The following is a 22,539-nucleotide window of genomic DNA, read 5'->3' as shown; positions in this document are numbered from 1 at the left end:
GCTCAATACACGTCGCGCCGCAGGCGCCCGTCCCGCACCATGGCGTCCACCACGGCATCGCCGAGCACCGTGCGCAGCGCTTCGTCCACGCCCTGCGCCATGCCCTGCAGGCTGCCGCAGACGTAGAGGGCCGCGCCCTGCCCCAGCACCCAGTCGCGCAGCAGCCCGGCCTGCGCGGCCAGCCGGTGCTGGACGTAGATGCGCTGCGCCTGGTCGCGCGAGAACGCGAGATCGAGCCGCGCCAGCACGCCCTCGGCCTGCCAGCGCAGCAGTTCCTCGCGGTGCAGGAAGTCGTGCGCCGCCGCGCGCTCGCCGAACACCAGCCAGTTCGGCCCCGCCCCCTGCGCGGCGCGCGCGCGCAGGTGGCCGCGCAGCCCCGCCAGGCCGGTGCCGTTGCCGATGAGGATGAGCGGCCGCCCCGCGTTGCCCGCGAGGCGGAAGTTGCCGTGCGGGCGCAGCCGCATGTCCACCGTGGCGCCCGGCGCCAGGCCCTGGCACAGCCACTGCGAAGCCAGGCCGGGGCGGCCATCGGCACGCACGGCCGCGCGCACCAGCAGGTGCACGCAGCCATCGGCAGCGATGGAGGCGATGGAATAGTCGCGCGGGCGCTCCGGGTCGGCGGGCACGCGCACTTCGGCCAGGTCGCCCGATTGCCAATCCGCCGCCACGCCCGGCGGCGGCGCGAACGCCAGGTGGAACACCGCCCCGCCCGCGCTGCCGGGGTTCAGGTGGATGCGCTCGGCCAGCCGCCAGGGCGCGAACGCCGGGGCCTGCCACGCGGGCGTGGCGTCCAGCAGCGCCACCTGGCCCAGGTGCTGCTGCCAGCGGCGCAGCGCCTCGGGGGCGCCGTTGTCCATCTCCACGGCATCGAACAGGGCCTCGGCGCCGCTGGCCGCGAGCCACGCGGCCAGCGCCTGGCCGAAGCCGCAGAAGCGCGCGTACTGCCGGTCGCCCAGCGCCAGCACGCCGCAGCGCAGGTGCGCCAGCGCCAGGGGCCGCGCCATGCAGCCCTGCTGGAAAGCGGCGGCGTTGTCGGGCGCGTCGCCCTCGCCGTAGGTGCTGGCCACGAACAGCGCGGTGCGCGTGCGCGCGAGCAGCGCGGCATCGACGGCGCCGAGCGCGCACAGGTGCACGGACTCGCCGGCGGTGTGCAGCAGGCGCGCCGTCTCGTGCGCGATGGCCTCGGCCTGGCCGGTCTGGCTGGCGTAGGCCACCAGCACCGGCTGGCTGCCCGCGGGCGCGGCGGCCAGGGCCGCGGCCTCGGCCCGGGCGGCGCGCGCACGGCGCCGCGCGCGCCGCCACAGGCCCAGGCACAGCGCGGCGTAGAGCAGCACGCACAGCGCGGCGAGCAGCCAGCGCGCCTGCGGGGCCAGGGCGCTCATGCGCCGTCCGCCGGAAAGAACGACGTGGCGCGAAACACCGTGCCCGCCCCGGTGCGCTCGCACCACTGCGCGGCCACGCCATGGGCCTGCGCGAAGTCCAGGCCCTGCCGCGGCCCGAGCACCGTGAGCAGCGTGGCCAGCGCGTCGGCCTGCATGCATTCGGCATGCAGCACGGTGACGCTGGCCAGCGCATGGCGCACCGGCTCGCCGCTGCGCGGGTCGATGGTGTGCGAATAGCGGCGCCCGCCGTGCTCGAAGGCGTGCCAGTGGTCGCCCGAGGTCGCCACGGCCTGTTCGCGCAGCGCCAGCACGCGCGCGGGCAGGCCCGCCACGGCGTCCACCGCCACGCGCCAGGGCTGGCCGCCGGGGCGCACGCCGCGCGCGCGCAGTTCGCCGCCCACTTCCACCAGGAAGTCGGTGAAGCCCAGGCCGGCGAGCGCCTGCGCCGCCAGGTCCACCGCATAGCCCTTGGCGATGCCGCACAGGTCCAGGTGCGCGCCGCCGGGCTGCAGGGCGCGGCGCGCCGGCGCGTCCAGCGCGATGCGCCCGAAGCCGACGCGCGCACGCGCCGCCGCCAGCGCCGCCGCGCCGGGCACGGCGGCCCGGTGCGGCGCCAGCGGATCGGGCCGGGGGCCGAAGCCCCACAGGTCCACCAGCGGGCCCACGGTCGGGTCCCACGCGCCGCCGCTGGCCTGGGCCCAGGCGAAGGCGCTGTGCAGCACGGTGAAGAATTCGGCGGGCAGCGCGTGCCAGCTCCCGGCCGGCGCGCGGTTGAAGCGCGAGAGGTCGGAATCCGCCTCCCACGGGCTCATCTGCCGCACCACGAGCGCCAGCGCCGCCTCCACGGCCGCGCGCACGGGCACGAGCGGCACGAAGCCCGGGTTGTCCAGGCGCACCGACCAGCGCGTGCCCATGGCCTGCCCGGCGAGCGTTTGCAGCCGGGCCGGGTCGGCATGGCGCGGCACGGCCGCCGCGCCCTGGGCCGCCCCGCTGGCGCCGGCCCATGCGCCGCGCAGCACGTCGGCCGCGAAGCGCACGCGCGGCGGCGCGGCGGGGGTGGCGGCGGCGAAGCTCAGGGCAGCACCTCCACCGTGCCCACGTAGGACAGGCGGCGCTCCTTGGCCTGGGGCAGCGAGGTCTTCTGGTCCTTCACGTCGGCATCGATCCAGTACATGCCGGCCTGCGGCCAGGTGACGCTGAAACGGCCGCTGGCATCGGTCGTGGCCTTGATCGCGCCCACGGCATCGCGGTAGCGCGTGCCGCCCGGCACCAGCACCACTTCGAGGTCCGGCACGGGCTTGCCGTCCAGGTGGAAGGCGAAGGTGGCCTTCTCCCCCTTGGCCAGGTCGTTGGGGTGGGTCACGGGCACCAGCTCCAGGCCCTGACGCGCGGGCGCGACGGCGCTGGGCTTGCCCACGGTGACGAAGGTCTCGACCCGGCCGACGGCCTGGGTGACGGCCAGGTCCACCGCGTCGGCCGGCACCTCGGCGGCGAACTTCTCGGGCGTGCCGCGCCAGCGGCGGGGCTGGCCCGTGGCCTTGTCCTTGTAGCTGGCGAAAAGGCCATTGCTGAGCACGGCGAGGCGGTAGGTGCCGGCCTGCTGCAGCTCCAGGTCGAACACGCTGCGCAGCTTGCCCTTGTGCACGTTCTGCGGCGCCACGGACGCGCCATCGGGCGCCGTCACGGCGAGGCCGTCGAGGTTCAGCGGAACGTGGTTGAAGAAGAACAGGTCGTTGGACACGGCCGCGTCCACGGTGATCCATTCGGCCTTGGAGAGCACGGTGGACGACGGCAGCAGCCAGACGTTGTGCGCCTGCGCCGACGTGAACGCGCCGCACAGGGCAACGAGGCAGGCCGCGATGCGGCCAGGAAAGCGGGGCTTGGAGTGCATGGGAAATCCTTTGGCAAGAGACGTGAAAGGCTTGATGGATAGCCTCAAGGCTTGAGCTCGACGGCGATCTCGCCCAGCTCGCTGCTGCCCTTGGCGCGCAGCGTCTCGGCCTGGGACGCGGGCCAGCGCAAGGGCACGCTGACCACCTCGCGGCCGCCGACTTCGCGCACGGCCTCGACCACCAGCTTGTAGTCCCCCGGCGGCAGCTTGGGCAGCGGATTGGTGCCTTCGGTGAAGCCGAGCTGGTGCTTGCCCGCGGGGCGCGTGGGGCCCGTCACGCCGTCGATGGGCACGGCCAGGTCGCGGCCGGCGCGGCGCCACCACTGGCGCATGTCCTTGAGCCACTTGGTGCCCTCGGCGTTCTTCATCTTCACGTCGTACCACACGGCCAGCGTGGCGGCGACGCTGGCGTCGGGCCGCTCGATCCACACGGCCACGTAGGGGCAGTGGTATTCGGCCACGTCGAGGCGCGGAATTTCCACGCCCACGCCCAGGCCGGCGGCAAACGCCGGGAGCGCCCCCACGGAGGCACCTACCGCGGTGCCCAGGGCGGCCGTGTAGCGCAATGGCAGAGAGGTTTTCATAGGCAGTCAGCTTTCAGTGGATCAACAGGAGCGCCAGCAGCACCGGCACGAGCAGCCCCAGGCCGGCCACCGGCCAGGTGAAGGGGCGGTTGCCGGCGTGCATCTGCAGGATGAACAGCCCGGTGGCGGTGAACACCAGGCAAGCGGCGGCGAAGAGGTCGATGAACCAGCTCCAGGCGGCGCCGGTGTTGCGGCCCTTGTGCAGGTCGTTGAAGTAGGCGATCCAGCCCCGGTCGGTGGCTTCGTACTCGGCCTCGCCGTCGGCCAGCGCCACGCGCAGCCAGGCATCGCCGCCGGGCCGCGGCAGGGAGACGTAGACCTCCTCGGCCGACCACTCGGCCTCGCGCCCCGCCGCCTCCAGCCCCCACTGGGCGCGCGCCCAGTCGGCCAGCGGCGCGGGCACGGCACCGGGCCGCGTGCCCTGGCGCGCCTGCGCGGCGGCGAGTTCGGCGCGCAGCGCCTCGGGCACGGCGGCCACGCCGCGCACCACACGGGGCCTGGCCTCGATCTGCCCCGCATGGTTGAGCGTGATGCCGGTGATGGCGAACAGCAGCATGCCCACCAGGCACAGCGCGGAGCTGACCCAGTGCCATTCGTGCAGCATCTTGAGCCAGTAGGCGCGGCGCCGCGGGTTCGGGGGGGTGGATGTCATCGGAGAGAAAAAAGCGGAACAGCGATTTTAGGCACACCAAATAAAAGTAAGTCGCATTTACAAAGACTTTACCCGTGATCCCCTCCAATCGGCCTCCAGCCCTTACCCAGAAAGCGCAAGCAGCTATCAAACCAGGAGCATTGAGGCCTTACGAAGGGCCGGGCGGAAGGCTCCTCCATAAAATGCGAATGATTCTCACGAAATAGCCCACCCCCATGCCGCCCCTGCCGCCCGCCCAGCGCCCGCTGGCCGCCGCCTTCTTCGCCGAGCACCAGCCCTGGCTGCTGGGCCGGCTGCACCAGCGCCTGCGCAACCGCGCCGATGCCGAGGACCTCGCCTCCGAGACCTTCGTGCGCGTGGTCGCCCAGCCCGACCTGGCGGCGGTGGGCACGCCGCGCGCCTTCGTCGCCACCCTCGCCAAGCGCGTGCTGTTCGACTTCTGGCGCCGCCGCGACCTGGAGCGCGCCTACCTCGACGCCATCGCCCACCTGCCCGAGGCGCTCGCGCCCTCGCCCGAGGAACGCGCGCTGCTGCTCGAATCGCTGGAAGGCATCGCCCGCGCGCTCGACGGCCTGCCCGACAAGGCGCGCCGCGCCTTCCTCATGAGCCAGCTCGACGAACGCACCTACGCCGACATCGCCACGCGCCTGGGCGTGTCGGCCAGCATGGTGCGCAAATACATGGTGCAGGGCTGGCAGGCCTGCGCCCAGGCCCTGGCGGAACCGGCATGAGCACGCCCACCGACGACGCCATCGGCTGGCTGGTGCTGCTGCGCTCGGGCGAGGCCACCGCCGCCGACCAGACCGCCTTCACCGAATGGCTGCACGGCGACCCCGCCCGCAGCGCCGCCTGGCAGCGCCTGGCCGGTCCGGTGGACGGCGCCTTCGCCGCCGCGCGCGCCCTCAACCAGCGCGTGCCGGGGCAGGCCGACACCATCGCCCAGGCGCTGGCCGACGCCGCCACGCACGCCCAGCGCCGCCGCCGCATGCTGCGCGGCGCGCTGGCGCTGGGCGGCGTGGGCCTGGGCACGGGCCTGCTGGCCCAGCGCTTCACGCCGCTGCAAGACGCGCTGGCCGACCTGCGCACCGGCACCGGCGAGCGCCGCCGCTTCGCGCTGGCCGACGGCAGCACGCTGCTGCTCAACGCCCGCTCCGCCGTGGACGTGGCCGACACCGGCAGCGAACGCGCCGTGCGCCTGCGCGGGGGCGAATGCATCGCCAGCGTGCAGCCGGACGCGCTGCGGCCCTTCGCCGCCCGGTGCCGGGACGGCAGCGTCCGCGTGCAGGCCGGCGCGGCCGCCACGCGCTTTTTGCTGCGCCAGGAAAGCGAACGCAGCCTGGCCGTGGCGCTGCAAGGCAGCGTGGAGCTGGTCCCGGCCGGCGCGCCCGCCGCACGCCAATGGCTCGCCCCCGGCCAGGCCGCCTGGATGACGCCCACCAGCACCACCCCCGCCCCCGAGGCGGCGCCCACCGCCACGGCATGGCAACAGGGCCTGTTCGTCGTCAACGACCGCCCGCTGGGCGAGGTGGTGGCCGCGCTGCGCCCCTACCGGCACGGGCTGCTGCGCATCGCCCCCGAGGCGGCGCGGCTGCGCGTGCACGGCAGCTACCCGCTCGACGACACCGGCCGGGCGCTGGCCATCATCGCCGACACGCTGCCCGTGGCGGTGCATATGTACCGGGGCGGGTGGCTGGTGCGGATCGAGGCGGGGTGACACTGCAAAAACAACGCAGCAATAGCGCAAACAGCGAAGCCGATGCTGTCTTCATGTCCCCTCCTTGCGCGACCGGGGCACCCACCCGCCCCCTCGAAAAGCGCCCTCTTGCGAAGGAGCTTGCCGCCGTTTTCGCCCCCTACCAGACCCGCACGGGCCGCGCCTGACCTCGCCCATGCGAATCAGCCTGCCCATACCAACGCTTGACGATACTAACGCAGAACATTAGCATCTACTCATGGCGATTCAATCCTTCAAGTGCCCCGAGACACAAGCCCTGTTTGGCCTTGAGCGCGTGCGCCGCTGGGTAAACATCGAAGCCGTTGCCCTGCGCAAGCTGCGCATGCTTCATGCCGCTGCCGTGCTGCTGGATCTGCGGGTTCCTCCTGGCAATCGCCTGGAAGCCCTGTGTGGCGACAGAGAGGGGCAGCACAGCATCCGCATCAACGACCAGTGGCGCGTGTGCTTCGTGTGGACACCAGAAGGCCCGAAGGACGTTGAAATTGTTGACTACCACTGACGCGAGAGCGGCATTGTGGACTTTCGCAAGAGGCGATGAATATGACCAAGCAACTCACTCTACCGACCCCCGGTGAAATTCTCGCCGCGGAGTTTCTGGAACCCATGGGCCTGACGCAATACCGTCTGGCCCAGGCTATCCACGTCCCCCAAACCCGCATTGCCGCCATCATCAAGCATGGGCGCTCCATCACGGCTGACACGGCATTGCGCCTGGCCCGGTTCTTCGGAACCTCTGTTGAGTTCTGGCTCAACCTGCAAAGCCAGTACGACGCAGAGACAGCCCGCATGGAGCTAGGCGAAGAACTGGAGTCCATTGAGCCGTTCGCGGCGGTGGCCTGAGCCCCCCCTTTCTTCTTCGGCACAAACTCATGCATGGTGGTGATGGCTTCGTCCTCCAGGCGCGCATCCATGGCACGGGCACGCCAGCGGGGCGCATCTGAAAAATACAAGCCAAATCGGCCTCCAGCGCTTACCAGACAAGCGCGAGCAGCTATGAAAACAAGAGTTTCCGCCGCACCGCTCACGCTGGCCCGGAAAATTTTCTCGCACCCGCACTGACGCTTTTGCCCGCTCGTTGCACAGGAGGAATGAGGGCCACCTTCGCACGGCCCGACAACCCCCTGCCGCCATGCAACCCATCACCCCCCTCCGCGCGCAGCGCTTGCGCCCCACCATCCTCGCCGCCGCCCTCGCCCTGCTGGGCGCCGGGCCCCTGCCCGCGCTGGCGCAGGCCGCCGCCCTGCAGGCGGCACGGGGCCAGCACGCCTACGACATCCCGGCCCAGCCGCTGGGCCTCACGCTCACGCGCATCGCCACCGAAAGCGGCCAGCCCGTGTCGGTGGACGCGGCGCTGGTGCAGGGCATTGCCGCGCCCGCCGTGCGCGGCAGCTACACGGCCGAGCAGGCCGTGCGCGCCGCCCTTGCGGGCAGCGGGCTGGCCGTGGCGCGCACCGGCAGCGGCGCGCTGACGGCGGTGCGGGCGCCTGCCGTGCCCGCCGCATCCGTGCCTGCCCCTTCGCTCGGCGAAGTGCGCGTAACCGCCGAGGCCGAGCGCAGCGGCGCCACCGAGGGCACAGGCAGTTACCAGGCCACGGCGACCAATACCGCCGCCAAGCTCAGCCTGACGCCGCGCGAGACGCCGCAGACGGTGACCGTAGTGACGAGCCAGCAGATGCAGGACTTTGGGATGACCTCGGTGGATGATGCGGTCAAGACCGTCAGCAGCATGTTCTTCGCCGACCAGGGCAACAACGGCGCCAACTACTACAGCCGTGGGTTCCAGATGCAAACCCAGTACGACGGCGTGCCCAACCCCATCGGCATCAGCAACAACAACACCAATCCGCAGATCGACAATGCCTTCCTCGATCGGGTGGAGACGGTTCAGGGGGCAGCGGGCCTGTTGACGGGCGCAGGACAACCGGGTGGCACCATCAATCTGGTACGCAAGCGGCCTACCGAGACTTTCCAGGCATCGGCTGAAATGCAACTGGCCTCCTGGGACGGGCGGCGCATCGTGGGGGATATTTCCGCCCCGCTCACCGAATCGGGCCGCATCCGGGGCCGTGTGGTGGCCGTGGCGGACAACAGCAAATCCTTTGTGGACTACGCCTACCGCAACCGCCGCGCCATCTATGCCGTGGCCGAGGCCGACCTGACCGCCACCACCACGCTGGAAGCCAGCGTGCAATACCAGCGGGACACCGGGCGTAACCATCTGGGTGCGCCGTTCGCGGCGGACGGCAGCGAACCGGACATTCGCCGCACCGACTTTTTTGGCGATGGGGGAAGCCGCACCGTCAAGGACTACACACTGACCACGCTGGGCCTGACGCAGCGTCTGGCGGGCGATTGGCAGGCCAAGGCCAGCTTCTCCCATGACAGGACGAATTCCGACATCTTCCGTCCCAGCTATATCCTGGGTGAATTGGACATGGCGACCGGCGACGGCCTGATGCTGGCCCGACAACGCAGTCTGAACCAGGACTTGAGTTCCACTGCAGCGGACATCCATGCCTCCGGGCCGTTTCAATGGCTCGGGCGCAAGCACGAGGCGGCATTCGGCTTCAACGGCTCGACGATGCAGCGTACTTACACGGGTGCAGGCTATATCCCTCTGACACCCATCAACATCCATACCTTCGCCCCCCGTGCACTGGACGACATCCCCGGAGCCACCCCCTATTTCGGCGACACGAAGACAACCCAGCTGGGAGCCTACGGCGTGGCACGCTGGAGCGTGACCGATGCACTCAAGCTCATCACCGGCGTGCGTGTCAGCAACTACAAAGACGAGAACCTGCTTACAAAACGCACCAGCAGCGAGGAAAGCGGCGTCATCAGCCCCTATGCCGGGCTGATCTACGACCTGAACACCCAGGTTTCGGTCTATGCCAGCTATTCCGATATCTTCACCCCGCAAACCCAGAAGCAGGCGGACGGCGGCACCGTCAAGCCCGTGGTGGGCGCGAACTACGAGGCAGGCATCAAGGGCGAACTGCTGGACAAGCGCCTGAACGTGTCCGCCGCCGTGTTCCGCCTGGAGCAGACCAACCTGGCGCGGCGCGATGAATCCATCGTTCCCGACCCGGCCAACGCCTGCGGCGGCACCTGCTACATCGCTGCCGACAAGGTGGTGAGCCAGGGTATCGACCTGGGCGCCAGCGGCGAGATTGCGGCGGGCTGGAACGTGGCGGCGGGCTACACCTTCACCGGCAGCAAGTACGCCAGCGGCGCCACGGACGGCCAGCGCTACAACCCCCAACTGCCGCGCCACAGCCTGCGCCTGTCCACTGCCTACAAGCTGCCGAACACGGGTTGGACGCTGGGCGGCAATGTGTCGGCACGCAGCAGGATCTACCGCAACGACACCAGTTGGGACACGGGCGCACCCTACACCGTGCGCAGCGGCGGGCTGGTGCTGGTGGGGCTGATGGCCAGGTACGAAATCACGCCGAAGGCCGATCTGACGCTGGCGGTAAGCAACTTGTTCGACCGCACCTACCGCGCGAACCTGGAGAACAAGTACTACTCGCCCTTCGGCGAGCCGCGCCGCATCTCAGCCAACCTGAAATACCGGTTCTAACTTTTGCTCTTGCAAACATAGCTACCAGCGCTTGCTGCATAAGCGCTGGAGGCCAATTCACCCAATATTCACGCCACCGCGCTCTGCTCCCGCAGCGCCCGCACCTGCGCCGGGGTATAGCCCAGGCCCTCCAGCAGCTCCGCCGTGTGCTCGCCCTGCCGGGGCGGGCTCAGGCGCACGCCCAGGCGCTGGCCGTCCATGCGCAGCGGGAACAGCGTGGTGCGCACGGTCTGGCCCGCCAGGTCGCCGTCGGGCAGCGCGATATCGGCCAGGCCGCCGCTGGCGTTGAGGTGCGGGTCGTCGTAGAGCTGCTCAGGGCGCACGATGGGCGCGTAAGGCAGGCCGTTGCGCTCGAACAGCTCGGACAGCTCGGCCGCCGTGCGCGCGGCCAGGCGCTGGCGCAGCTCGGGCAGCATGGTGGCACGCTGGCGCACGCGGTCGTTGTTGGTGGCGAGTCGCGGGTCGGCCTTCAGGTCGGCGAAGCCCAGCGCGTCACAGAAGGTGTTCCACTGCGCGTCGCTCACGGCGGCCAGGAAGATCTGCTCGCCGTCCTTCACGCTGAACACGTCGTACAGCCCCCACGAGGAAATGCGCTCGGGCATGGGCGCGGCGGGCTGGCCGGTGATGGCGTACTGCAGCATGTGCTGGCCGACGAGGAAGACGTTGTTCTCGAACAGCGCGGAGTCGATCTCCTGCCCGCGCCCGGTGATGCCGCGCTGCATCAGCGCAGCCATGGCGCCGATGGCGCCGAACATGCCACCCATGATGTCGTTCACGCTCGCGCCCGCGCGCAGCGGGTCGCCGGGGCGGCCGGTCATGTAGGCCAGGCCGCCCATCATCTGCACCACTTCGTCGAGTGCCGTGCGGTGCTCGTAGGGGCCGGGCAGGAAGCCTGTGTGGTTGACGTAGACAAGGCGCGGGTTCTCGCTGCTGAGCGCGGCGTAGTCCAGCCCGTACTTGGCCAGCGCGCCGGGCTTGAAGTTCTGCAGCACCACGTCGGCCGAGAGCGCCAGCCTGCGCGCCGCCGCCTGGCCCTCGGAGTGGCGCAGATCGATGGCGATGCTTTTCTTGTTGCGGTTGAACAGCGGGAAGAACCCTGCCCCCGCGCCGAGCAGGTGGCGCGTGCGGTCGCCCTCGATGGGTTCGACCTTGATGACCTCGGCGCCCAGGTCGGCCAGCACCATGCCGCAGGTGGGGCCCATGACCATGTGGGAAAACTCCACGACGCGCAGCCCCGCCAGCGGCAGGGACGAAGAAGCGGGGGCGGGTGCGGCAGCTTGCATGGATGGCATGGGCAAGGGGGTGAACGACGGGCGCGAGCATACGCGCACACCGCGCCCAGGCGCCCGGCAGCGGCGTGGCGGGACCGCAACACTTGTTACACGCCCCCCGTATTTTTCCTAGGCAGCGCATGTGCACAGGCGCTTTGGAGCTATTAAACTTGTAGCACAACGGATTCCGGGCTATAGTCCGGCCATCCTGGCAGGCTGGGCCTGCCTGACTGCTCAACTACAACTGCGCAAGGAGAAGCGTCCATGAGCTCCAAGGAAAACGCCGCCATCAACCAGCTGTTCGAAAAGCTCGAATGCCGCTATGCGCTGCGTGTGCTGTGGGCCCTGCGCGATGGCCACCCCCAGACCTTCCGCCTGCTGCAAGACAGCGTGGGCGGCATCACGCCCAACACGCTCAACACCCGCATCAAGGAGCTGCGCGAGGCCGGTCTGGTGGACCATGGCAGCGAGGGCTATACCGTCACGCCCACCGGGCAGGATCTGCTCAAGCGCCTGTCGGACCTGCAGGCCTTCGCCACCCGCTGGGCCGGCGGCCGCACCAAGAAGTAAGCCGCCCCGCTGGCTTTCCTTCCCCAGCCCGCGCCGTTGCGCGGGTTTTGGCTTTTTTGGCCACCAGGGCTGATGGCGCCTGCGCCAGCAGCTCTTTTTTCGATAGCACCAGAAAGGAATTCCCATGGCATTCACCACCACCGCTTCCGGCCTGCAGTACGAAGACACGGTCGTCGGCAGCGGCGCCGAGGCCACGCGCGGCGCCCAAGTGCGCGTGCACTACACGGGCTGGCTCTACAACGACGGCCAGCAAGGCGCCAAGTTCGACTCCAGCCGCGACCGCAACGACCCGTTCGTGTTTCCGCTGGGCGCCGGCATGGTCATCAAGGGCTGGGACGAAGGCGTGCAAGGCATGAAGGTGGGCGGCCAGCGCACGCTGGTCATTCCGGCCGAGCTGGGCTATGGCGCACGCGGCGCGGGCGGCGTGATTCCGCCGAACGCCACGCTGAAGTTCGACGTGGAACTGCTGGGCGTCTGACCCGCTTTTTCTCTGGCTAAGCGAACAGCGCCCGCTTGAGGCGCTCGTACTTGGCCTCGCCCACGGCCTCGCGGATCTTGGGCGCCAAGGCCACCAGGTCATCGAAACCGGAGGCGCCCTCCACCGCCAGGTTCAGGCGAAAGCCCTTGAGCCCCAGCGCACCGGTGAGCTCGGTGGCGATCAGGTAGGCATCCTGGTAGCGCTCCTTGGGCGAGCGCTCCGAAGCCGGCGCGGGTGCATCACTGGATGCGCTGGCTTGGTCAGCCGCCGGTGCCAGCAGGCCTTGCGCCACCATGGCCTGCACATCGTCCCGCGTAATGCCCATGACCGCCGTGGCGGCCAGCACCTCGTCGATGCTGCGCTGGCCGTCGAACAGGAGAAATGCCGAGCGCTGGCGCTGCGACAGGCTGTGACTGCGCTCCTTGAAAGCCTGCTGCCCCTGGGCGGTTTTGACGAGTCGCATGGTGTCCTTGGCAGCGCGAAGGCGCCGCTCTACTTCGGCACAGCATGGCACAGACCGGCCCTGCAGGGGTATCGGGGTTTATCCATACGCATGCTTACATCTCCAGCCGGATGGCTGGCTGGGGCGGCGGCGGCCGGGTGATGCGGCTGACCAGCAGTGCCGTCACGAACCCCGCTGGCACCCCGAAGACCCCCGCGGAAATCGGCTGGATGCCGAACCACAGCCCGCGGGCCAGCATCCACGGCGGCAGGGCTGCGCGCAGCGCGGGCACGTGCGAGAGGATGTAGTACAGCACCACCGCCAGACCCGCCAGCATGCCGGCAACGGCCCCCTTGCGCGTGGTGCCGCGCCAGAAGATGCCCAGCACCATCACGGGCACGAAGGCCGACGCCGCCAGCGAGAACGAGGCCGACACCAGCGGCAGGATGTCGGACGGCTTGAGCGCCGCCACGAACGCCGCCGCCAGCGCCACTGCCAGCAGGGCAAACTTGGTGAGGATCACGCGCTGCTCGGGCGAGGTGTGGCGCGTCTTTTCCTGGAAGTACAGGTCGCGCACCAGGGCATTGCTGATGGTGAGCAGCAAGCCGTCGGCGGTGGACAGCGCCGCCGCCAGCCCGCCCGCCGCCACCAGGCCCGAAATCACGTACGGCAGGCCGCCCAGTTCCGGCGTGGCCAGCATGATGAGGTCGGCGCCCAGGTGGATCTCGCCGAACTGCACGATGCCGTCGCCATTCACGTCCTCCACCGAGAGCAGCGCCGCGTCCACGCGCGCCCACTGGGCGATCCAGTTGGGCAACTGGTCGAAGTGGCTGCCCACCAGGTTGTGCATGACCTCGTACTTGACCAGCACCGCCAGCGCGGGCGCGCTCACGTACAGCAGGGCGATGAAGAACAGCGACCACGCCACCGACGCCCGCGCCCCTGCCACCGTTGGCGCCGTGTAGTAGCGCGTGAGCAGGTGCGGCAGCCCCGCCGTGCCCACCATCAGGCAGAACATGAGGGCCAGGAAGTTGCGCCGCGTGTCCTGGAAGTCCTCGCGCTCCTTGGGCGTGCCGTCCGGGTCGCCGACGAAGGCCTGGCTGTGGCGCGGCAGCCCGCCCAGCGGACGAGCGCGCTCGTAGTTCTCGACCATTTCGCGCGTCCAGCGCTCGCGCGCCTGGGCCTCGTCGCGCGGCATGGACGCCAGCTCGCGGCTGGCTGCGACGATCAGGCCGACGTCGGCATTGCTGGCGCGCAGCTGGTGGATGCGCTCGCGCGCCGCTTCGCGCTCGCGTGCCAGGGCCGCGCCAACGTCGAGCAGCCGGCGCTCGTATTCCATGCCGCGCTGCAGGTAGGCGCGCACCACCTGGTGCTCGGTTTCGGACAGCAGCAGTTGCTCTTCCATCCGCTCGATCTGGCTGACCTGCTTGCCATAGACCAGCGTCGCCAGCGGCGTGCCGAGCTGCTGGTAGGCCAGCCACGACACCGGGATCAGGAACGCCAGCAGCATCACCACATACTGCGCCACCTGCGTCCAGGTGATGGCGCGCATGCCGCCGAGGAAGGAGCACAGCAGCACGCCGCCCAGCCCGAGCATGATGCCGATCTCGAACTGCACCCCCGTGAGGCGCGAGGCGATCAGCCCCACGCCATAGATCTGCGCCACCACGTAGGTGAACGAGCACAGCACCGCCGCCAGGGCGGCGATGACGCGCGGCCAGCGCCCGCCGAAGCGCACCTGGAAGAAGTCGGGGATGGTGTAGAGGTTCATCGCCCGCAGGTGCGGCGCGATGAGCATGGCCACGAGCACGAAGCCCCCGGTCCAGCCCAGCACGTAGGCCAGCCCGCCGGGCTGGCCCGGCGTGCCCGAGAAGCCCTGCAGGTACAGCGCGCCGCCCAGGCTGATGAACGAGGCGGCACTCATCCAGTCGGCGGCGGCGGCCATGCCGTTGTACATGGGCGGTATGCGCCGCCCGGCGACGTAGTACTCCTCGGCATCGGTGGTGCGGCCGTACACGCCGATGGCGGCGCAAACCATCACCATGATGAACAGGAAGATCGGGCCGATCCAGTGGCGCGACAGCCCGCGCTGCTCGGCCCAGGCCATGAGGGCCAGGAAGCCCAGCACGCCCAGGATGTACAGGCCCAGGATGCGGTGCAGGCGCCACAGGTAGGCGCGCTCCGAGGCCCGGCCCTTGTCAGCCATGGTCAGCCGCCGCCGGTGCGCGTGGGCGCCGCCCGGGCCGCGTCCTGCCGCTCGAAGCGGCTCATGGCCCAGCAATACGCGACGACGATGACCATGAAGACCAGCACCGCCCCCTGGGCGGCTATCCAGTACCCCAGCTGCCAGCCCGCGACGAGCATTTGCAGGTCGCGGGCGAAGAAGCAAGCCACGAAGGTCACCAGCACCCAGACCAGCAGCAGCCCTGCCTTGAGCCAGAGATGGCGCGCATCGTGCAGGTCGGGCGCGAAAGGCGCGCCCGGGGGCCTGCGGGTTGCCTGGATTCCTGGGGGCGCCGGTGGCAGGGGCATGGTCAGCCCGCGGCGAGCTGCTGCCAGGTGGCGATCACGCTGTCAGGGTTGAGCGAGATCGAGGCGATGCCCTCGTTGGCCAGCCACTGCGCGAAGTCCGGGTGGTCGCTGGGGCCCTGGCCGCAGATGCCGACGTACTTGCCCTGCGCCTTGCAGGCCGCGATGGCGCGGCTCAGCAGGGCCTGCACGGCGGGGTCGCGCTCGTCGAAGTCGGCCGCCAGCAGTTCCAGGCCCGAGTCGCGGTCCAGGCCCAGGGTGAGCTGGGTCAGGTCGTTGGAGCCGATGGAGAAGCCGTCGAAATACTCCAGGAAGCGCTCGGCCAGGATGGCGTTGCTCGGCACCTCGCACATCATGATGACCTTGAGCTCGTTCTCGCCGCGCTGCAGGCCATGCGCCGCCAGCAGCCGGGTCACCTTGTCGGCCTGGGGCAGCGTGCGCACGAAGGGCACCATCACCTGCACGTTGGTCAGGCCCATGTCGTTGCGCACGCGCTTGAGCGCCTCGCACTCCATGGCGAAGGCTTCGCCGAAGTCCGCGCTGATGTAGCGCGCCGCGCCACGGAAGCCCAGCATCGGGTTCTCTTCCTCGGGCTCGTAGCGGCTGCCGCCGATGAGCTTGCGGTACTCGTTGCTCTTGAAGTCCGACAGGCGCACGATCACCGGCTTGGGCCAGAAGGCGGCGGCGATGGTGGCCACGCCCTCGGCCACCTTGTCCACGTAGAAGGCACGCGGCGAAGCGTGGCCGCGCGCCACCGACTCGACGGCCTTCTTCAGGTCGGCATCGACGTTCGGATAGTCCAGGATGGCCTTGGGGTGCACGCCAATGTTGTTGTTGATGATGAACTCCAGCCGCGCCAGGCCCACGCCCTGGTTCGGCAACTGGGCGAAGTCGAAGGCCAGTTGCGGGTTGCCCACGTTCATCATGATCTTGACGTCGATCGGCGGCATCTCGCCGCGCTGCACCTCGGTCACTTCGGTTTCCAGCAGGCCGTCGTAGATGCGGCCGGTGTCGCCCTCGGCGCAGCTCACGGTGACGAGCGTGCCGTCCTTGAGCTGCTCGGTGGCATCGCCGCAGCCGACCACGGCCGGGATGCCCAGCTCGCGCGCGATGATGGCCGCGTGGCAGGTGCGCCCGCCGCGGTTGGTGACGATGGCGCTGGCACGCTTCATCACCGGCTCCCAGTTGGGGTCGGTCATGTCGGTCACGAGCACGTCGCCGGGCTGCACCTTGTCCATCTCGCTGATGTTGTGCACCAGGCGCACCGGGCCGGTGCCGATTTTCTGGCCGATGGCGCGGCCCTCGGCCAGCACGGTGCCGTGGCCCTTGAGCTTGAAGCGCTGCTCGGCCTGGCCCTTGGACTGGCTCTTCACCGTTTCCGGGCGCGCCTGCAGGATGTAGAGCTGGCCGTCCGTGCCGTCCTTGCCCCACTCGATGTCCATCGGGCGGCCGTAGTGCTGCTCGATCACCAGTGCGTAGTGGGCCAACTGCTCCACGTCGGCGTCGGTCAGCGAATAGCGGTTGCGCAGTTCGGTGGCCACCTCGGTGGTCTTCACCAGCTTGCCGGTGGCCTGCTTCTCCTCGGGCGAGGAGAACACCATCTGGATCAGCTTGCTGCCCAGGTTGCGGCGGATCACGGCGCGCTTGGAGGCCTTGAGCATGGGCTTGTGCACGTAGAACTCATCGGGGTTCACGGCCCCCTGCACCACCGTCTCGCCCAGGCCGTAGCTGCTGGTGATGAACACCACGTCCTCGAAGCCGCTCTCGGTGTCGATGGTGAACATCACACCGGCCGCACCCAGGTCGGAGCGCACCATGCGCTGCACGCCGGCCGAGAGGGCCACCACGTCGTGCGCGAAGCCCTTGTGCACGCGGTAGCTGATGGCGCGGTCGTTGTAGAGCGACGCGAACACTTCCTTCATCTTGTGCAGCACGTCCTCGATGCCGACCACGTTCAGGAAGGTCTCCTGCTGGCCCGCGAAAGAGGCGTCCGGCAGATCCTCGGCCGTGGCGGAGGAGCGCACGGCGAAGCTGGCCTGCGCGTTGCCCGCCGACAGCGTGGCGAAGGCGTCGCGCACGGCCTTTTCCAGGCCGGCAGGGAAAGGCTGGGCCTCGACCCAGCCGCGGATCTCGGCCCCGGCCTCGGCCAGCGCGCGCACGTCCTCGGTATCGAGCGCCGCCAAGCGCTGGCTGATGCGCTCGGCCAAGCCCTCGTACTGCAGGAATTCGCGGAACGCGTGCGCCGTGGTGGCAAAGCCCGTGGGCACGCGCACGCCCTGGGGCAGTTGGGAGATCATTTCGCCAAGGCTGGCGTTCTTGCCGCCAACGACCTCGACGTCGCTCATTCTCAGGTTTTCAAACGGTACGACCAGGGCGGTCGCCTCGAAGCGTGCAGACATGGGAAAGCTCCAGAAGTTAAAAAACCGGCCTTGCGCCCACCCGCGCGCTGGGGCGGGTGCACGCGCATGCGCAGGGCCAGGCTTTGCTGTTCTGGTTGTAGGCAGCCGCTGCGCATGGTGGGAATTTGGGAATAATGGGCGCCATTCTATGCCGCGGCCCCCGGGCCCGCCGGCGGCTCTTTCGTCCTCCGTCCCCTTCCCGCCCATGCGCACCGTCTTTTTCATCTCCGATGGCACCGGCATCACCGCCGAGACTTTTGGCAACGCCATCCTGGCCCAGTTCGAACTGAAATCGCGCCACGTGCGCCTGCCTTTCCTGGACACCGTGGACAAGGCCCACCAGGCGGTGCGCCAGATCAACCACACCGCCGAACTGGAAGGCCGCAAGCCCATCGTCTTCACCACGCTGGTGAACATGGAAGTGCTGCAGGTCATCCAGGACGGCTGCAAGGGCATGCTGCTGGACATGTTCGGCACCTTCGTGCACCCGCTGGAGCAGGAGCTGGGCATCAAGTCGCACCACCGCGTGGGGCGCTTTTCCGACGTGACCCGCTCCAAGGAATACACCGACCGCATCGAGGCCATCAACTTCAGCCTGGACCACGACGACGGCCAGAGCCACCGCGACCTGGCCGGGGCGGACGTGATCCTGATCGGCGTCTCGCGCAGCGGCAAGACGCCCACCAGCCTGTACCTGGCGATGCAATGCGGCCTGAAGGTGGCCAACTACCCGCTGATTCCCGAGGACTTCGAGCGCCGCCAGTTGCCCCCGGCGCTGGTGCCCTACCGCGCCAAGATCTTCGGGCTGACCATCCAGCCCGAGCGGCTGAGCGAAATCCGCAACGAACGCCGTCCCAACTCGCGCTACGCCAGCCTGCAGAACTGCCGCCACGAAGTCAGCGAAGCCGAGGCCATGATGCGCCGCTCGGGCATTCGCTGGCTCTCCACCACCACCAAGAGCATCGAAGAGATCGCCACCACCATCCTGCAGGAAGTACGGCCGGAGCGGCTGATGTACTGAGAGCGTATATGGACGCCCCGAATAAGCCAAGCCCTCATGCAGTGCTGTCAAGTAGGTAAAGATTGCACCCGTATATCCGGACTTGATGTGGCATGAGCCACGGTCCCTGATGGGATTCGCTGGCGGATTTCCTATCGGTTCAGCGCACTCGAAGTGCTACGTTCTCATCGGATTGCATCCACCACGGTCTGACCTGTCTTGCCATCACTTCATGATTGCTTGAGCAATCGGTGGTTTTGCTCCCTGTCGTCGTTGTTCCTGCCGTAGCGGCGCTGTGGCTGCTCAGGCTGCTTGCCGTGTGTAGCCTGACTCGTAACTTCTGTCATGCGCGAGCAAGGCCCACACGATGCGTGCATTCTTGTTGGCCAGCGCCACCGCTGCCACGTTCTTGTTGCGCCGCTGTAGCACGCCATTGACCCAGCGGCATTGCGCACTGTCGGATGCTTTGTTCTGCGTGTGGTAGATCACCGAGCGTGCACCGTGAATCAGCAAGGTTCGCAAATAGGTGTCGCCCCGCTTGCTGATGCCCAGCAAGTTTTGCTTGCCCCCGCTGGAGTGCTGGCGTGGCACAAGGCCCAGCCAGGCAGCCACTTGTCGACCATCCTTGAAGTGCCTGGCATCGCCCAACGAAGCGACCAATGCGCAAGCCGTCACGGGGCCAATGCCGGGTATCTGTTCGAGCCTGCGGCTCAAATCGCTTTGGCGGTGCCAGGCGACGATTTGCGCTTCCAGTTCCTGAACCTGGCGGTCAAGCTCCTTGAGGTGCTCCAGCAGCTTGTTCATGAGCTGGCGGAACATGCCGAGCAGTTCATTGGAAGCATCCTCGATGAGCTCTGGCACCCGCTGGTGGATGTGGCCGATGCCCTGTGGAATGACCAGCCCAAACTCGGCGAGCAGGCCCCGGATTTGATTGGCTTGCGCGGTGCGGGCCAGGACAAACCCCTGTCGCACCCGGTGCAGGGCCAGTACGCTTTGCTGCTCGATGTTCTTGACGGGCACGAAACGCATGCTCGGGCGGGTAACAGCTTCGCAGATGGCAGCAGCATCGGCGGCATCACTCTTGTTGGTCTTGACGTAGGGCTTGACGAACTGCGGGGCCATCAGGCGCACGGTGTGGCCCATGCCCTGGAGCTTGCGTGCCCAGTGATGGGCGCTGGCGCAAGCTTCCATGCCGATCAGACAGGCGGGTAGGTTGGCAAAGAATGCCGCTATCTGGTTGCGCTTGAGCGGCTTGTTGAACACTGCCCGACCGTGTTCATCAACGCCGTGGACTTGAAACACATTCTTGGCCAGATCGATGCCAATGGTTGTAACCTTCATGGTGGACGCTCCTGCTCGTTGAAGTGGAAGAGAACTGACGTCTCCACTTTGGCACTTTGATGCCGTTTAGGGTAGGGGCGTCCATCCCATTGGTTCACGATCTCCACGCGGGTGTGCGGGCGCGATCATGAACACGCTCTGAGGGACAGCAGTCGCCCCGCTACGCTTATTTCCCGTACCAGTTCCGTGTCCGGTTCACGACGCGCACCACCAGCAGCATGGCCGGCACCTCGATCAGAACGCCCACGACGGTGGCCAAGGCTGCGCCCGACTGCAAGCCAAACAAGCTGATGGCGGCGGCCACGGCCAACTCGAAAAAGTTGGACGCCCCGATCAGGGCCGAAGGGCAGGCAATCTCGTGCTTTTCGCCAACCGCCCGGTTGAGCCCGTACGCCAGCGCCGCGTTGAAGAACACCTGGAGCAGGATCGGCACGGCCAGGAGAGCGATCACCAGCGGCTGCCGCAGGATCGCGTTGCCCTGGAAAGAGAACAGCAGCACCAGGGTTGCCAGGAGCGCGGCCATCGACCACGGGCCCACCCTCCGAAGCACCCGGTCGAAAGAGGCCTGGCCCCTGGTCAGAAGCTTGCGGCGCAGCCATTGCGCAACGATCACCGGCGCCACGATATAGAGCAGCACCGACACCAGCAGCGTCGCCCATGGAACGGTGATGGCCGACAGGCCCAGCAAGAGGCCCACCAGCGGCGCAAAGGCCACGACCATGATCGCGTCGTTGAGCGCTACCTGCGCAAGCGTGAACAGCGGATCGCCGCCGGTGAGGCGGCTCCAGACGAACACCATGGCCGTGCATGGCGCCGCAGCCAGGAGGATCAGGCCGGCAACGTAGCTGTCGATCTGCCCCGCCGGAAGCCACGGCGCAAACACCTGGCGAATGAAGATCCAGCCCAGCAGGGCCATGGAAAACGGCTTCACGAGCCAGTTCACGAACAGCGTGACCGCAATGCCCTTCATGTGGTTGCGTACCTCGCCGAGTGCACCGAAGTCCACCTTGACCAGCATGGGAATGACCATCACCCAGATCAGCAGGCCCACCGGCAGATTGACCCGCGCCACCTCCATGGCCCCAACCGCCTGAAACAGGCCCGGAAACAGATGGCCCAGGACGACGCCGGCCACGATGCACAGGAACACCCAGACCGAGAGATAGCGCTCGAAACCGCCCATGGCCGGGCCGCCCGCCTTTGCGGCGGCTCCATCACAAGATGGCTGCATGATTTTCAGTGCGCCGCAAGTTCGCGTGCCGAGCCTTGCAGCGCGGCCTTCTGCAGCCTGTCCGCCGGCAAGTTCACCAGCAGAACCAGACGGCGGCGCAGCAGGTGCATGGTGTGCCGGAAGGCTTCAAGCCTGTCCTCTGGCGGCGCATCTCCCTCTGACGGGTCGGCCACGCCCCAATGCGCCGTGGCTGGATGGCCCGGCCAAATGGGGCACATTTCCCCTTTGGCGCTGTCGCACACCGTGATGACCAGGTCCATCCGCGGCGCATCCGGCCGCGCGAACTCGTCCCAGCTCTTGCTGCGCAGCCCGTCCACAGGCACCCCTGCGCGCTGCAGCACCTGCAGGCCCACGGGATTCGGCTGCTGATTCCCCCGCGGGCTGCTGCCCGCCGAATAGGCCCTGAAACGGCCTTGGCCCAGGTGGTTGAGCAAAGCCTCGGCCAGGATGCTGCGGGCGGAATTGTGCGTGCACAGAAACAGCACGTTCAAGGGTTCGGATATATCGGCCATGGTGAATTGACGCAGAGGACTTGGCTGCTCAGCAGTTGCAGGCAGCCGCCGGGACAGGGCTGCAAGGGGCGCCTTGGCAGCAGTTTTCAGTGAGGTAGCCGAGCAGGTCGTTCATGGCATCGAACGAGGCGCGGTAAACCAGGTTGCGCCCCTGGCGCTCCTGGCTGATCAGGGCGGCATTCGCCAACTCCTTGAGGTGGAAAGACAAGGTGTTGGCAGCCACGCCCAGTTGCTCGGCCAGGACGCTCGGCGTCAAGCCTTCGGGGCCGGCGACAACCAGCGCGCGAAAGGCACGCAAGCGAACCTCCTGGGCGAGGGCCGCGAGGGAGCGGATGACTTGGGGTTCCTGCATACTTCAATAATTCAATGTTTATCGAATTATTGCACAAAGAAGGCCGCAATGACCACCGCCAGATTGCCAGAAACTCCTGAATCGATAGCTTTCAGCGCTTTACCCACAAGCCTTTGAGCCTGATTTCGCCTGATAAAACCGCCAGCCCACGCGGGGGCTGGCGCCCCCCCGCCTCACTTCACCACAAAGCGCACATTCGCCGCCTTGCGGCCCGGCAGCGTCACCAGCGCCACCACCTTGGTGCCTGGCGCCACCTTGAATGCGCCCTGGGCTTCCAGCGTGCCAACACCGGTGGGGGTCAGCGTGGCTTCGGTTTTCTCGCTGCCGTTCAGCAGCGTGAGTTTGGCGCTGGCGCCCTCGGTCCTGGCGGGCTGGCCGTGGTCGCTCAGGTACAGGGTGATGCGCCCGGGCTGGGCCACCAGCTCATAGTCCACGTCGGCGGCCTGGGCCACCACGCCGCCATGCCGCGGCGCGGTGGCGTGGCTGTCGCCATGGGCGTGGGCAGGCAGGGCGGCGCCCAGGGCGAGTGCGAGGGCCGAGAGGGCCGCCAGGGCGGCGCGTGCGGAAGCGAAGTTCATGGGAAC

Annotated in this window: 23 protein-coding genes; 8 read left to right on the top strand and 15 right to left on the bottom strand. The window is 68.5% G+C overall.

Going from position 1 to position 22,539, the window contains the following annotated elements:
- Positions 1–2 precede the first annotated feature (2 nt).
- The 5 genes from YS110_21740 to YS110_21720 are packed head-to-tail and all read right to left on the bottom strand — an operon-like array spanning position 3 to position 4,509.
- A complete protein-coding gene (locus tag YS110_21740) occupies positions 3–1,382 on the bottom strand; it encodes a flavodoxin domain-containing protein (GenBank protein UJB67196.1) in 1,380 nt (459 codons plus the stop codon).
- Positions 1,379–2,458 (bottom strand): FAD:protein FMN transferase, encoded by a 1,080-nt coding sequence (locus tag YS110_21735; protein ID UJB67560.1) that lies wholly within the window; start codon positions 2,456–2,458, stop codon positions 1,379–1,381. Before YS110_21735 ends, YS110_21740 begins: the two co-directional genes overlap by 4 nt.
- Positions 2,455–3,273, bottom strand: coding sequence for a DUF4198 domain-containing protein (locus tag YS110_21730; protein ID UJB67195.1), 819 nt, complete (start codon positions 3,271–3,273; stop codon positions 2,455–2,457). Before YS110_21730 ends, YS110_21735 begins: the two co-directional genes overlap by 4 nt.
- A gap of 44 nt (positions 3,274–3,317) precedes the next feature.
- Complete coding sequence (locus tag YS110_21725) at positions 3,318–3,857, bottom strand: DUF2271 domain-containing protein (GenBank protein ID UJB67194.1); 540 nt, start codon at positions 3,855–3,857, stop codon at positions 3,318–3,320.
- 13 nt (positions 3,858–3,870) lie between these two features.
- On the bottom strand, positions 3,871–4,509 hold the full coding sequence (locus tag YS110_21720; GenBank protein UJB67193.1) for a PepSY-associated TM helix domain-containing protein: 639 nt from the start codon (positions 4,507–4,509) through the stop codon (positions 3,871–3,873).
- A gap of 215 nt (positions 4,510–4,724) precedes the next feature.
- Between YS110_21720 and YS110_21715 the strand changes: the two genes are divergently transcribed.
- The 5 genes from YS110_21715 to YS110_21695 all read left to right on the top strand — a co-directional run bounded on the left by YS110_21715 (position 4,725) and on the right by YS110_21695 (position 9,830).
- Positions 4,725–5,240, top strand: a complete 516-nt coding sequence (locus YS110_21715; protein UJB67192.1) for a sigma-70 family RNA polymerase sigma factor — start codon at positions 4,725–4,727, stop codon at positions 5,238–5,240.
- On the top strand, positions 5,237–6,223 hold the full coding sequence (locus YS110_21710; protein UJB67191.1) for a DUF4880 domain-containing protein: 987 nt from the start codon (positions 5,237–5,239) through the stop codon (positions 6,221–6,223). Before YS110_21715 ends, YS110_21710 begins: the two co-directional genes overlap by 4 nt.
- Before the next feature lie 238 nt (positions 6,224–6,461).
- Positions 6,462–6,743 (top strand): type II toxin-antitoxin system RelE/ParE family toxin, encoded by a 282-nt coding sequence (locus YS110_21705; protein ID UJB67190.1) that lies wholly within the window; start codon positions 6,462–6,464, stop codon positions 6,741–6,743.
- A gap of 41 nt (positions 6,744–6,784) precedes the next feature.
- A complete protein-coding gene (locus YS110_21700) occupies positions 6,785–7,084 on the top strand; it encodes a HigA family addiction module antidote protein (protein UJB67189.1) in 300 nt (99 codons plus the stop codon).
- 289 nt (positions 7,085–7,373) lie between these two features.
- Complete coding sequence (locus YS110_21695) at positions 7,374–9,830, top strand: TonB-dependent siderophore receptor (GenBank protein UJB67188.1); 2,457 nt, start codon at positions 7,374–7,376, stop codon at positions 9,828–9,830.
- Positions 9,831–9,898: 68 nt separating this feature from the next.
- Here the strand turns inward: YS110_21695 and YS110_21690 are convergent, their stop codons facing one another.
- Positions 9,899–11,122, bottom strand: a complete 1,224-nt coding sequence (locus tag YS110_21690) for a CoA transferase (protein UJB67187.1) — start codon at positions 11,120–11,122, stop codon at positions 9,899–9,901.
- A gap of 243 nt (positions 11,123–11,365) precedes the next feature.
- Between YS110_21690 and YS110_21685 the strand changes: the two genes are divergently transcribed.
- On the top strand, positions 11,366–11,671 hold the full coding sequence (locus YS110_21685) for a helix-turn-helix transcriptional regulator (protein ID UJB67186.1): 306 nt from the start codon (positions 11,366–11,368) through the stop codon (positions 11,669–11,671).
- Between the two features lie 124 nt (positions 11,672–11,795).
- A complete protein-coding gene (locus YS110_21680; protein ID UJB67185.1) occupies positions 11,796–12,149 on the top strand; it encodes an FKBP-type peptidyl-prolyl cis-trans isomerase in 354 nt (117 codons plus the stop codon).
- Positions 12,150–12,165: 16 nt separating this feature from the next.
- Here YS110_21680 and YS110_21675 read toward each other — a convergent pair whose 3' ends face one another.
- The 4 genes from YS110_21675 to ppsA all read right to left on the bottom strand — a co-directional run bounded on the left by YS110_21675 (position 12,166) and on the right by ppsA (position 17,519).
- On the bottom strand, positions 12,166–12,612 hold the full coding sequence (locus YS110_21675) for a hypothetical protein (protein ID UJB67184.1): 447 nt from the start codon (positions 12,610–12,612) through the stop codon (positions 12,166–12,168).
- A 94-nt stretch (positions 12,613–12,706) separates the two neighbouring features.
- A complete protein-coding gene (locus tag YS110_21670) occupies positions 12,707–14,797 on the bottom strand; it encodes a VC_2705 family sodium/solute symporter (GenBank protein UJB67183.1) in 2,091 nt (696 codons plus the stop codon).
- A 2-nt stretch (positions 14,798–14,799) separates the two neighbouring features.
- The gene (locus YS110_21665; protein ID UJB67182.1) at positions 14,800–15,123 is read right to left on the bottom strand and encodes a DUF4212 domain-containing protein; all 324 of its coding nucleotides are present in this window, start codon (positions 15,121–15,123) and stop codon (positions 14,800–14,802) included.
- 2 nt (positions 15,124–15,125) lie between these two features.
- Complete coding sequence (gene ppsA / locus YS110_21660; GenBank protein UJB67181.1) at positions 15,126–17,519, bottom strand: phosphoenolpyruvate synthase; 2,394 nt, start codon at positions 17,517–17,519, stop codon at positions 15,126–15,128.
- A 205-nt stretch (positions 17,520–17,724) separates the two neighbouring features.
- On the opposite strand from ppsA, the gene YS110_21655 reads away from it, so the two are divergent.
- On the top strand, positions 17,725–18,540 hold the full coding sequence (locus YS110_21655) for a kinase/pyrophosphorylase (GenBank protein ID UJB67180.1): 816 nt from the start codon (positions 17,725–17,727) through the stop codon (positions 18,538–18,540).
- Positions 18,541–18,822: 282 nt separating this feature from the next.
- Here the strand turns inward: YS110_21655 and YS110_21650 are convergent, their stop codons facing one another.
- From YS110_21650 to YS110_21630, 5 genes are all read right to left on the bottom strand, one after another.
- Entirely contained in the window at positions 18,823–19,860 is a 1,038-nt protein-coding gene (locus YS110_21650; GenBank protein ID UJB67179.1) for an IS110 family transposase, read from the bottom strand.
- Between the two features lie 166 nt (positions 19,861–20,026).
- Entirely contained in the window at positions 20,027–21,091 is a 1,065-nt protein-coding gene (arsB, locus tag YS110_21645; protein UJB67178.1) for an ACR3 family arsenite efflux transporter, read from the bottom strand.
- Positions 21,092–21,096: 5 nt separating this feature from the next.
- A complete protein-coding gene (locus tag YS110_21640) occupies positions 21,097–21,603 on the bottom strand; it encodes an arsenate reductase ArsC (protein ID UJB67177.1) in 507 nt (168 codons plus the stop codon).
- Between the two features lie 28 nt (positions 21,604–21,631).
- Positions 21,632–21,955 carry a helix-turn-helix transcriptional regulator gene (locus YS110_21635; GenBank protein UJB67176.1) on the bottom strand — a complete coding sequence of 108 codons (324 nt, stop codon included), beginning with the start codon at positions 21,953–21,955 and terminating at the stop codon, positions 21,632–21,634.
- A 173-nt stretch (positions 21,956–22,128) separates the two neighbouring features.
- Entirely contained in the window at positions 22,129–22,533 is a 405-nt protein-coding gene (locus tag YS110_21630) for a hypothetical protein (GenBank protein UJB67175.1), read from the bottom strand.
- Positions 22,534–22,539: the final 6 nt, after the last annotated feature.

This window comes from Acidovorax sp. YS12, from assembly GCA_021496925.1.
Lineage (GTDB): Bacteria > Pseudomonadota > Gammaproteobacteria > Burkholderiales > Burkholderiaceae_C > Paenacidovorax.
The sequence above is the reverse complement of the archived record's forward strand: the minus strand, read 5'-3'. Positions and strand labels throughout refer to the sequence as shown.

Excerpts from the sequence above, each read along its gene's own strand:
- YS110_21670 (UJB67183.1), bottom strand. The coding sequence starts at position 14,797 with ATGGCTGACAAGGGCCGGGCCTCGGAGCGCGCCTACCTGTGGCGCCTG.
- YS110_21715 (UJB67192.1), top strand. The coding sequence starts at position 4,725 with ATGCCGCCCCTGCCGCCCGCCCAGCGCCCGCTGGCCGCCGCCTTCTTC.
- YS110_21710 (UJB67191.1), top strand. The coding sequence starts at position 5,237 with ATGAGCACGCCCACCGACGACGCCATCGGCTGGCTGGTGCTGCTGCGC.
- YS110_21720 (UJB67193.1), bottom strand. The coding sequence starts at position 4,509 with ATGACATCCACCCCCCCGAACCCGCGGCGCCGCGCCTACTGGCTCAAG.
- YS110_21650 (UJB67179.1), bottom strand. The coding sequence starts at position 19,860 with ATGAAGGTTACAACCATTGGCATCGATCTGGCCAAGAATGTGTTTCAA.
- YS110_21730 (UJB67195.1), bottom strand. The coding sequence starts at position 3,273 with ATGCACTCCAAGCCCCGCTTTCCTGGCCGCATCGCGGCCTGCCTCGTT.
- YS110_21680 (UJB67185.1), top strand. The coding sequence starts at position 11,796 with ATGGCATTCACCACCACCGCTTCCGGCCTGCAGTACGAAGACACGGTC.
- YS110_21635 (UJB67176.1), bottom strand. The coding sequence starts at position 21,955 with ATGCAGGAACCCCAAGTCATCCGCTCCCTCGCGGCCCTCGCCCAGGAG.
- YS110_21640 (UJB67177.1), bottom strand. The coding sequence starts at position 21,603 with ATGGCCGATATATCCGAACCCTTGAACGTGCTGTTTCTGTGCACGCAC.
- YS110_21705 (UJB67190.1), top strand. The coding sequence starts at position 6,462 with ATGGCGATTCAATCCTTCAAGTGCCCCGAGACACAAGCCCTGTTTGGC.
- ppsA (UJB67181.1), bottom strand. The coding sequence starts at position 17,519 with ATGTCTGCACGCTTCGAGGCGACCGCCCTGGTCGTACCGTTTGAAAAC.
- YS110_21695 (UJB67188.1), top strand. The coding sequence starts at position 7,374 with ATGCAACCCATCACCCCCCTCCGCGCGCAGCGCTTGCGCCCCACCATC.
- YS110_21740 (UJB67196.1), bottom strand. The coding sequence starts at position 1,382 with ATGAGCGCCCTGGCCCCGCAGGCGCGCTGGCTGCTCGCCGCGCTGTGC.
- YS110_21725 (UJB67194.1), bottom strand. The coding sequence starts at position 3,857 with ATGAAAACCTCTCTGCCATTGCGCTACACGGCCGCCCTGGGCACCGCG.
- YS110_21630 (UJB67175.1), bottom strand. The coding sequence starts at position 22,533 with ATGAACTTCGCTTCCGCACGCGCCGCCCTGGCGGCCCTCTCGGCCCTC.
- arsB (UJB67178.1), bottom strand. The coding sequence starts at position 21,091 with ATGCAGCCATCTTGTGATGGAGCCGCCGCAAAGGCGGGCGGCCCGGCC.
- YS110_21675 (UJB67184.1), bottom strand. The coding sequence starts at position 12,612 with ATGCGACTCGTCAAAACCGCCCAGGGGCAGCAGGCTTTCAAGGAGCGC.
- YS110_21685 (UJB67186.1), top strand. The coding sequence starts at position 11,366 with ATGAGCTCCAAGGAAAACGCCGCCATCAACCAGCTGTTCGAAAAGCTC.
- YS110_21655 (UJB67180.1), top strand. The coding sequence starts at position 17,725 with ATGCGCACCGTCTTTTTCATCTCCGATGGCACCGGCATCACCGCCGAG.
- YS110_21690 (UJB67187.1), bottom strand. The coding sequence starts at position 11,122 with ATGCCATCCATGCAAGCTGCCGCACCCGCCCCCGCTTCTTCGTCCCTG.
- YS110_21700 (UJB67189.1), top strand. The coding sequence starts at position 6,785 with ATGACCAAGCAACTCACTCTACCGACCCCCGGTGAAATTCTCGCCGCG.
- YS110_21665 (UJB67182.1), bottom strand. The coding sequence starts at position 15,123 with ATGCCCCTGCCACCGGCGCCCCCAGGAATCCAGGCAACCCGCAGGCCC.